Here is a 9,343-nt window from a genome sequence, read left to right on the forward strand (position 1 = left end):
TGGGTGCGGTTGCGAGGGCGTAAGCGCAATGGATGGCGCTATCGAGCTTACAGGAACATACTTGCAGCGTCCCCCGCAGCCGGACCCACCCCGCCAACCCACCGATAGCCAGCTTCTGCTGTTGCTTCGGCTCTGGCTTGTAGCAGGTGCAGGGCTGCAAAAGCCCTGCACACCCACCCTCCCTCAGTGCGCAGGCCGCGACGGTGGCAACCAGGCCGCCACGATGCCGAGCAGCGGCAGGAACGCGGTCAGCTGGTACACGTATTCGATGCTGGTCCTGTCCGCCAGCAGGCCCAGCACCGCGGCGCCCAGTCCGCCCATGCCGAACGCGAAGCCGAAGAACAGCCCGGAGACCATGCCGATGCGGTGCGGCATCATTTCCTGTGCGTAGACCACGATCGCCGAGAACGCCGAGGACAGCACGAAGCCGATCAGCACCGCCAGCACCGTGGTCCACAGCAGGTCGGCATGCGGCAACATCAGCGCGAACGGGGCCACGCCAAGGATCGAGGTCCAGATGATCGGCTTGCGGCCGATGCGGTCGCCCAGCGGGCCGCCGAGGAAGCCACCGGCGGCGGAGGCCACCAGGAAGGCGAACAGGTGCAGCTGTGCCTGCGCCACCGGAATACCGAAATGGTGGATCAGGTAGAAGGTGAAGTAGCTGCCGATGCTGGCCATGTAGAAGTACTTGCTGAAGATCAGCACCAGCAGGATCGCCAGCACCTTGGCCACGGTGCGCGGCGGATGCCGCGGGGCCATCGCTGCAGCGCTGGACGCACGCGGTGCGCCGAGGTGCGCTGCGTACCAGCGGCCGACGTAGGTGAGCAGGCCGATGCCGATCAGTGCGGCGCCGGCAAACCAGGAGGCGGCGTGCTGGCCGTACGGCACGATCACTGCCGCCGCGATCAGCGGGCCGAGCGCGGTACCGAAGTTGCCGCCGACCTGGAACACCGACTGCGCGAAGCCATGGCGGCCGCCCGAGGCCAGCCGCGCGATGCGCGAGGCTTCGGGATGGAAGATCGCCGAACCGATGCCCACCATCGCCGCAGCCAGCAGCACCACCGCGTAATTCGGTGCAAAGCCGAGCAGCAACATGCCACACAGGGTCGAGGCCATGCCGACCGGCAGCGAGTACGGCGCCGGACGACGGTCGGTGGCGATGCCGATCAGCGGCTGGAAGATCGAGGCGGTGAGCTGGTAGGTGAGCGTGATCAGGCCGATCTGGGTGAAGCTGAGGTTGAAGCCGCCCTTGATCACCGGATAGATGGCCAGGATCAGCGACTGCATCATGTCGTTGACGACATGCGAGGTGGAGATGGCGGCCAGCACGCCGGGAGCGACCGGGCGTGAGGTCGTTGCAGGAGAAACCAAGGTCGACATGGACACAGTCAGGTTGGGGGCGAGCCACGCATGCTACGGTGGGGGCCTGCTCCCTTCTGCCGCGTTCGGGTCATGGCATATCGCAAAAAGGACACACCCTGCCCGATCCGAGAAACCGCGCCCTGGAACGAGGTGCCGGTCCATCGCCCGGTGACCTGCCGCGCCCGCCACTACCCGCCTGGTACCCACATCGCTCCGCATCGGCATCGCCGCCATCAGCTGGTGTTTGCGCTGTCCGGCCTGATGGTCGTGCGTGCGGAAGTCGGCCGCTGGGTGGTGCCTTCAACCCGCGCGATCTGGGTGCCGGCCGGCATGGCGCACGCGGTGGACTGCATCGCCGAGGTGCATATGCGCAGCCTGTACGTGGAGCCGGACTTCGCGCCGCACCTGCCGAACGAGGCGTTCGCGGTACAGGTGGCACCGCTGCTGCGCGAACTGCTGCTGGCCGCGAGCCTGATCGAGACCCCGCATGTGGACGACAGCCGCGACGGCCGCGTGGTGCGCCTGCTGCTGGACGAGCTGCACCGCATGGACGTGTTGTCGCTGCACCTGCCGTCCCCGACCGACCCGCGCCTGCAGCGGATCTGCCAGCACATCCAGAAGCACCCCGGTGACGACGCCACGCTGCAGGACTGGGCGCAGGCGCTGCAGGTGGACGTGAAGACCATCCAGCGCCATTTCGCCAGCGAACTGGGCATGACCTTCGGGCAGTGGCGGCAGCAGGCGCGCCTGCTGGCGGCGATGGAGCGGCTGGCGGTCGGCGACAAGGTCATCGATGTCGCCCTGGCGATGGGCTACGACAGCCCCAGTGCGTTCACCAGCATGTTCAAGCGCCAGCTCGGGCAGACCCCGGCGGCCTATTTCCGCTGATCCAGTGAACGGTATCCACGCGTCGCGTGGCTGCCCGCCGCGACAAACGAAAACGCCGGGCAGAGCCCGGCGTTTTTGTTGAAGCCTTGCGCAGCGGGATCAGGAGGTCATCCGGTCCCAGAAGCCCTTGACGCCATCCATGAAGGTCGCCGACTTCGGCGAATGCTTGCGCGCTTCCTCACCGACGAAGGTGGCCTCGAACTGCTCCAGCAGCTTGCGCTGCTCGTTGGTCAGGTTGACCGGAGTCTCCACCACCACGCGGCAGTACAGGTCGCCTTCGCTGCGGCTGCGCACCGAACGCACGCCCTTGCCACGCAGGCGGAACAGCTTGCCGGTCTGGGTCTCGGCCGGAATGCGGATCTCCGCCTCGCCGCCCAGGGTGGCCACGCGCACGGTGTCGCCCAGTGCCGCCTGCGAGATGCGGATCGGCACTTCGCAGTGCAGGTCGTCGCCATCGCGCTGGAAGATCGCATGCTCTCGCACGCGCACTTCCACGTACAGGTCACCCGGCGGCGTGCCAGCCGGACCGGCCTCGCCCTCGCCCTGCAGGCGGATGCGGTCACCGGTATCGACGCCCGCCGGCACCTTCACCGACAGCACCTTGTCTTCCTCGACACGGCCGTTGCCGTGGCAGGTCTTGCAGGGCTTGGCGATGATCTGGCCACGGCCGCCGCAGTTGTGGCAGGCCTGCTGCATGGCGAAGATGCCGCGCTGGATGCGTACCTGGCCGCGGCCATGGCAGACGTTGCAGGTCTCGACCTTGCCGTCCTCGGAGCCACTGCCATCGCAGTCGCCGCACTCGGCCAGGGTCGGGATCTCGATCCGGCGCTCGACGCCGCGCACGGCTTCTTCCAGGTCCAGCTCCATCACGTAGCCGATGTCGGCGCCGCGACGGGCCTGGCGCGGACCACCGCCGCCGCCGCCGCCGCCAAAGATGTTGCCGAAGATATCGCCGAAGATATCGTTCATGTCCGGGCCGCCCGGACCACCACCGCCCATGCCGTGCTCGAACGCAGCGTGGCCGTGGCTGTCGTACATGCGGCGCTTGTTGCCGTCGGACAGCACTTCGTAGGCTTCCTTGCACTCCTTGAAGGAGGCTTCGGCCGCCGCATCACCCGGGTTGCGGTCCGGGTGGAATTTCATCGCGCAGCGACGGTAGGCCTTCTTCAGCTCGTCGTCGGTGGCGGTGCGGGCAACGCCCAGCACTTCGTAGTAATCGCGCTTGCTCATATCGTGAATCGGGTTCCGGAAAGTCGGGATTCGTCAAAGCGGAAGAGCGGAACCAGGTCCGCTCTTGCGTCGGGCGCCCCGACACGCCGGTGGGCGGTCAGGACCCTGATGCGACAACGGGACGCTGCCAGGCAGCGTCCCGCGTCGGTCCGGATCAGGACTTCTTGTCGTCCTTGACTTCGGTGAACTCGGCGTCGACCACGTCGTCCTGCGCCTTGCCGGCATTACCGGCGTCGGCACCCGGGGCAGCGCCCTGATCGGCCGAAGCAGCGGCGAACAGCGACTGGCCGGCTTCTTCCAGTGCCTTCGACTTGGCTTCGATCTGCGCCTTGTCGTCACCCTTCATCGCGGTTTCCAGGTCGGCCAATGCCGCCTCGACCTTGCCGATGACATCGCCGCCGACCTTGCTGCCGTGCTCGGTGATGGCGCTGCGGGTGCCGTGGATCAGGGCGTCGGCCTGGTTGCGGGCCTGCACCAGTTCCTGGAACTTCTTGTCTTCTTCGCGGTTGGCTTCCGCGTCGGCGACCATGCGCGCGATCTCTTCCTCGGACAGGCCCGAACCGGCCTTGATCTCGACCTTCTGTTCCTTGTTGGTCTTCTTGTCCTTGGCCGACACGTGCAGGATGCCGTTGGCGTCGATGTCGAAGGACACTTCCACCTGCGGCAGGCCGCGCGGCGCCGGCTCGATGCCGGACAGGTCGAACTTGGCCAGCGACTTGTTGAAGCGGGCCTGTTCGCGCTCACCCTGCAGCACGTGCACGGTCACGGCCGACTGGTTGTCTTCGGCGGTGGAGAACACCTGCGACGCCTTGGTCGGGATGGTGGTGTTCTTCTCGATGATCTTGGTGAACACGCCACCCATGGTCTCGATGCCCAGCGACAGCGGGGTCACGTCCAGCAGCAGCACGTCCTTGACGTCGCCGCCGAGCACGCCGCCCTGGATCGCCGCACCCAGTGCCACGGCTTCGTCCGGGTTGACGTCCTTGCGCGGTTCCTTGCCGAAGAACTCGGTCACCGCCTGCTGCACCTTCGGCATGCGGGTCTGGCCACCGACCAGGATCACTTCGCTGATGTCGCTCGAACGCAGGCCGGCATCGTTCAGGGCGACGCGGCACGGCTCGATCGACTTCTTGATCAGGTCTTCCACCAGCGCTTCCAGCTTGGCGCGGGTCAGCTTGATGTTCAGGTGCTTCGGACCCGACGCGTCAGCGGTGACGTACGGCAGGTTCACTTCGGTCTGCTGGGCGCTGGACAGTTCGATCTTGGCGCGCTCGGCAGCATCCTTCAGGCGCTGCAGGGCCAGCGGATCCTTGCGCAGGTCGATGCCCTGGTCCTTGTTGAACTCTTCAACCAGGTACTCGATGACGCGGTTGTCGAAGTCTTCGCCACCCAGGAAGGTGTCACCGTTGGTCGCCAGCACTTCGAACTGCTTCTCGCCGTCGACATTGGCGATCTCGATCACCGAGACGTCGAAGGTGCCGCCGCCCAGGTCGTACACCACGATCTTGCGATCCTTGTTGTCGCCCTTGTCCAGGCCATAGGCCAGCGCGGCCGCGGTCGGCTCGTTGATGATGCGCTTGACGTCCAGGCCGGCGATGCGGCCGGCGTCCTTGGTCGCCTGGCGCTGGCTGTCGTTGAAGTAGGCCGGCACGGTGATGACCGCTTCGGTGACCTTCTCACCGAGGAAGTCCTCGGCGGTCTTCTTCATCTTTTCCAGCACCTTGGCCGAGATTTCCTGCGGGGCCATCTTCTTGCCGTCGCTGGTGGCCACCCAGGCATCGCCATTGTCATGGGCCAGGATGCTGTACGGGACGTGCGCGATGTCCTTCTGCACTTCGGCGTCGGTGAACTTGCGGCCGATCAGGCGCTTCACCGCGTAGAAGGTGTTCTTCGGGTTGGTGACGGCCTGGCGCTTGGCCGAGGCGCCGACCAGGACTTCGCCGTCCTTGGTGTAGGCGACGATCGACGGGGTGGTGCGATCGCCTTCCGAATTCTCGATGACGCGGGCCTTGCCGCCGTCCATGATCGCCACGCACGAGTTGGTGGTGCCGAGGTCGATACCAATGATCTTGCCCATGGGGGAGACTCCTGAGGATGCTTGTTGGTGTCAGTCCGGCCGCTCGGCCGGTGGATGAATACGATGTGGGGGAGGCTCGTGGAACATTCAAGCCATCTCCCGAACGCTGTGTTCAGCGCCTGGAAAACCTTGCAGGGCCTGGCCTGGCACGACCGCAACCGGTCGCGCCTGGCCGGCGCCGGTCAATCGGCGGCCACCACCACCAGCGCCGGCCGCAGCAGGCGCTCGTTGAGCAGGTAGCCCTTCTGGAACACGGTCACCACGCTGCCCGGGGCGGCGCCCGGGGTCGGCACCTGGCTGATCGCCTGGTGGTGTTCCGGGTTGAACGGCTGGCCGATCGGGTCCAGCAGCACCAGCCCGTTGTCGGCGGCGACCTTCAGCAGCTGCTTGTAGGTCAGCTCCAGGCCTTCGCGCAGCGGGTGCGGGTCATCCCCGGCGGCCTTCAGGCCGGCATCCAGGCTGTCGAATACGGGCAGCAGCTCGCCCAGCAGCTTCTCGTTGGCGAACTTGCGCGCCTGTTCGATGTCGCGGGCGACGCGCTTGCGCTGGTTCTCCAGGTCGGCGCGCTCACGCAGCGCATCGGCCCTGACCTGTTCGACTTCGGCGCGCAGGCGCTCCAGTTCGTCGTTGACGCCGGCGGCGGCGGCCGCATCGGCGGCACTCTGCTGGGATTCGATATCTGGATGTTCGTGGTTCATGTCTGGGTCCCTGGCGGTCAGTCTCCGCCTCCACCCACCCTAGTGTGGGCGGGATGCTGCGTTTCAAGCGTCTGACGTTCCGGGAGTGCGCCCGGCGGGTGAAAAGGCCGCCCCGAGCACATCGGCGGTGGCCTGGACCAGCGGGATCATGCGGTCGTAGGCCATCCGCTTGGGGCCGATCACCCCCAGCACGCCCAGCACCTGGCCGTTGGCGGTATAGGGGGCAGTGACCAGCGAGACCCCCTGCAGCGGCATCATCCCGGTCTCCTCGCCGATGAAGATGCGCACGCCCGGGGCCTGGATGGTGCGCTCCAGCAGCTGCAGGATCTCGCGCTTGCTGGAGAACAGCTCGAACAGCTCGCGCAGGCGCTCCAGGTCGGACAGGTCCTGCACCCCCATCAGCCGGGTCTGGCCGGCCACCAGCATGTCGTCGGCCGGCGGCTGCAGGGCCTGCTCGGCCAGCTCGATGCTGTGCGCCAGCAGCTGTTCCAGCTCGGAGCGGGCGTCGCGCAGCTCCAGCAGCAGGCGGGTACGGATCTCGGCCATCGGCAGGCCGGCGAAATGCGCATTGAGGTAGTTGGCCACCTGCTCCAGCTGGCCTGGCGCGAACTCCTGGCGGGTCTCGATGACCCGGTTCTGCACCTCGTTGTCGGCAAACACCAGGATCGCCAGCACACGGCGCCCGTCCAGCGCCACGAAATCGATCTGGCGGAAGGCGAACTGTTCGCGGCGCGGCGCGCTGACCACGCCGACAAAGTGGCTCATCGCCGACAGCAGCTCCGAGGCACTGCCAAGCAGGGCCTGGGTGCTGCCGCCCCCGGCCAGCTCCTGGCGCAACCGGGCCAGCTCGCCCTCGCCGGGCGGCTGCATCTGCAGCAGGCTGTCGACAAACACCCGGTAGCCGTGCGCGGTCGGCACGCGGCCGGCCGAGGTGTGCGGCGAGGCCAGCAGCCCCAGGTCTTCGAGGTCGCCGAGGATGTTGCGGATGGTGGCCGGGCTGACTTCCAGGCCGGCCACGCGCGCCAGCGTCTGCGAGCCGACCGGCTCACCGTCCTGGATGTAACGCGCGATCAGCGTGCGCAGCAGATGGCGCGCACGTGGGGCAAGCTGGTCGGGAGAACCGTGCATGGAATCAACCTGTGAGACACGGACACTAGATAATGGCGGCGCTTCACCTTGGCAAGTCATTGGACCTCCCTCGCCCGCGTGCTAGCGTTGCGCGGCTGCTGATACCCCCTTACCCATGCTCAGACATCTTTCGATCAAGGATTTCGCCGTCGTCCGCGCCACCGAACTGGAGTTCGGGCCAGGCATGACCGTGGTTTCAGGCGAGACCGGCGCCGGCAAGTCGCTGATGGTCGACGCGCTGGGCTTCCTGTCCGGCCTGCGCGCCGACAGCGGCGTGGTCCGGCATGGCGCCGCCCGCGCCGAGCTCTCCGCCGAATTCGCGCTGGACCAGTTGCAGGCCGCGCGCCAGTGGCTGGCCGACAACGAACTGGACGATGAGGAGCAGTGCCAGCTGCGCCGCGTGATCCGCGCCGATGGCGGTTCGCGGGCCTGGATCAATGGCCGCCCGGTGACCCTGGCGCAGCTGGGCGACCTGGCCTCGCTGCTGGTCGAGATCCACGGCCAGCATGAACAGCAGGCCCTGCTGGCGCGCCCGTCGCAGCTGGCCCTGCTCGATGCCTATGCCGGCAACGAGGACGAGCGGCGCCAGGTGCGTCGTGCCGCCGCCGCCTGGCAGGCGTTGGTCGATGAGTCGCTGGCGTTGTCGCAACAGGGCGATGTCAGCGACCGGATCGGCTTCCTCGAGCACCAGCTGCGCGAACTGGACCGCGAAGACCTGGAGCCGGAGTCGATTGCCGCGCTCGGTGCCAGCCACCGCCGCCAGGCCCACGCCAGCGCCCTGCTGAGCGCCTGCCAGGCCGCCAGCAACCAGCTCAACGGCGACGACGGCAGTTCCGCGCTGGACCTGCTGCAGCAGGTGCGCCACGAGCTGTCGCGCCTGATCGAGCATGACCCGCGCCTGGGCGAGGTGGACGGCCTGATCGAGAACGCCTCGATCCAGCTGCACGAAGCCCTGTCGCTGCTTGACCGGGTGCACGATGACCTCGACGCCGACCCGGAGCAGTTCGAGGAGAACGAGCGCCGCCTGGGCCGCCTGCACGACCTGGCGCGCAAGCACCGGGTACCGATGGACGAGCTGGGGGCACAGCGCGAGCGCATGCATGCCGAGGTGGAACAGCTGCGCGGTGCCGACGAGCGCCTGCAACGCCTGGCCGGCGAGATCGACAAGGCCGCCGCCGCCTGGCGCGTGCAGGCCGGGGTGCTGAGCGCCAGCCGCCGCAGCGCGGCGGCGGAGCTGTCGGCCACCACCACCGGCATCATTGCCGAGCTGGGCATGGGCGGCGGCCAGTTCCTGATCGAACTGGAACCGCAGGACAGCGCCCGGCCTGACCCGCAGGGTGCCGAACGCGTGGAGTTCCTGGTCGCCGCCAATGCCGGGCAGCCACCGCGCGCCCTGCGCAAGGTGGCCTCGGGCGGCGAACTGTCGCGTATCTCGCTGGCCATCGAAGTGGCCGCGCTGGACCTGGACGCCGTACCGACCATGGTCTTCGACGAGGTCGATTCAGGCATCGGCGGCGCAGTGGCCGACATCGTCGGTCAGAAGCTGCGCGCGCTCGGCGAGAAGCGCCAGGTGCTGTGCGTGACCCATCTGCCGCAGGTCGCCTCCAAGGGCCATGCCCACTACCGGGTCAGCAAGGCGCCGGTCGAAGGCATGACCCAGAGCGCAGTGGAAAAGCTGGACCACAAGGCCCGCGAGGAAGAGCTGGCGCGCATGCTCGGTGGCGTGGAAGTCAGCAAGGAAGCACGCGCCGCCGCACGCAAGCTGCTGCAGGTCTGAACGGGCGCGCATCCACGCATGGCGTGGATCTACTACGCACCCGCACGGTAGTGCCGGCCGCTGGCCGGCAACCCGGCATATCCGGCACATCCAGGCGGAGATCATCCGGCGCGCGTCCACGCATGGCGTGGATCCACCACGCACCCGCACGGTAGTGCCGGCCGCTGGCCGGCAACCCGGCAC

The 9,343-nt window shown here is 67.6% G+C and carries 7 protein-coding genes; 2 read left to right on the top strand and 5 right to left on the bottom strand.

The window, feature by feature from the left end; all coding sequences use genetic code 11:
* Positions 1–183: 183 nt before the first annotated feature.
* Positions 184–1,380 carry an MFS transporter gene (locus Q0P60_RS20420; protein ID WP_294997420.1) on the bottom strand — a complete coding sequence of 399 codons (1,197 nt, stop codon included), beginning with the start codon at positions 1,378–1,380 and terminating at the stop codon, positions 184–186.
* 72 nt (positions 1,381–1,452) lie between these two features.
* Between Q0P60_RS20420 and Q0P60_RS20425 the strand changes: the two genes are divergently transcribed.
* A complete protein-coding gene (locus tag Q0P60_RS20425) occupies positions 1,453–2,250 on the top strand; it encodes a helix-turn-helix transcriptional regulator (protein WP_294997421.1) in 798 nt (265 codons plus the stop codon).
* Positions 2,251–2,349: 99 nt separating this feature from the next.
* On the opposite strand, the gene dnaJ is transcribed toward Q0P60_RS20425, so the two are convergent.
* The 4 genes from dnaJ to hrcA all read right to left on the bottom strand — a co-directional run bounded on the left by dnaJ (position 2,350) and on the right by hrcA (position 7,383).
* Entirely contained in the window at positions 2,350–3,480 is a 1,131-nt protein-coding gene (gene dnaJ / locus Q0P60_RS20430; protein WP_294997422.1) for a molecular chaperone DnaJ, read from the bottom strand.
* A gap of 154 nt (positions 3,481–3,634) precedes the next feature.
* Positions 3,635–5,557 carry a molecular chaperone DnaK gene (gene dnaK, locus Q0P60_RS20435; RefSeq protein WP_294997423.1) on the bottom strand — a complete coding sequence of 641 codons (1,923 nt, stop codon included), beginning with the start codon at positions 5,555–5,557 and terminating at the stop codon, positions 3,635–3,637.
* Between the two features lie 182 nt (positions 5,558–5,739).
* Entirely contained in the window at positions 5,740–6,255 is a 516-nt protein-coding gene (gene grpE / locus Q0P60_RS20440) for a nucleotide exchange factor GrpE (RefSeq protein ID WP_294997424.1), read from the bottom strand.
* Positions 6,256–6,318: 63 nt separating this feature from the next.
* On the bottom strand, positions 6,319–7,383 hold the full coding sequence (hrcA, locus tag Q0P60_RS20445; protein ID WP_294997425.1) for a heat-inducible transcriptional repressor HrcA: 1,065 nt from the start codon (positions 7,381–7,383) through the stop codon (positions 6,319–6,321).
* Positions 7,384–7,498: 115 nt separating this feature from the next.
* On the opposite strand from hrcA, the gene recN reads away from it, so the two are divergent.
* Positions 7,499–9,160 carry a DNA repair protein RecN gene (gene recN / locus Q0P60_RS20450; RefSeq protein WP_294997426.1) on the top strand — a complete coding sequence of 554 codons (1,662 nt, stop codon included), beginning with the start codon at positions 7,499–7,501 and terminating at the stop codon, positions 9,158–9,160.
* Positions 9,161–9,343: the final 183 nt, after the last annotated feature.

Origin of the sequence: uncultured Stenotrophomonas sp. (assembly GCF_945952405.1) — a bacterium.
In the GTDB taxonomy this organism is placed as follows: domain Bacteria; phylum Pseudomonadota; class Gammaproteobacteria; order Xanthomonadales; family Xanthomonadaceae; genus Stenotrophomonas.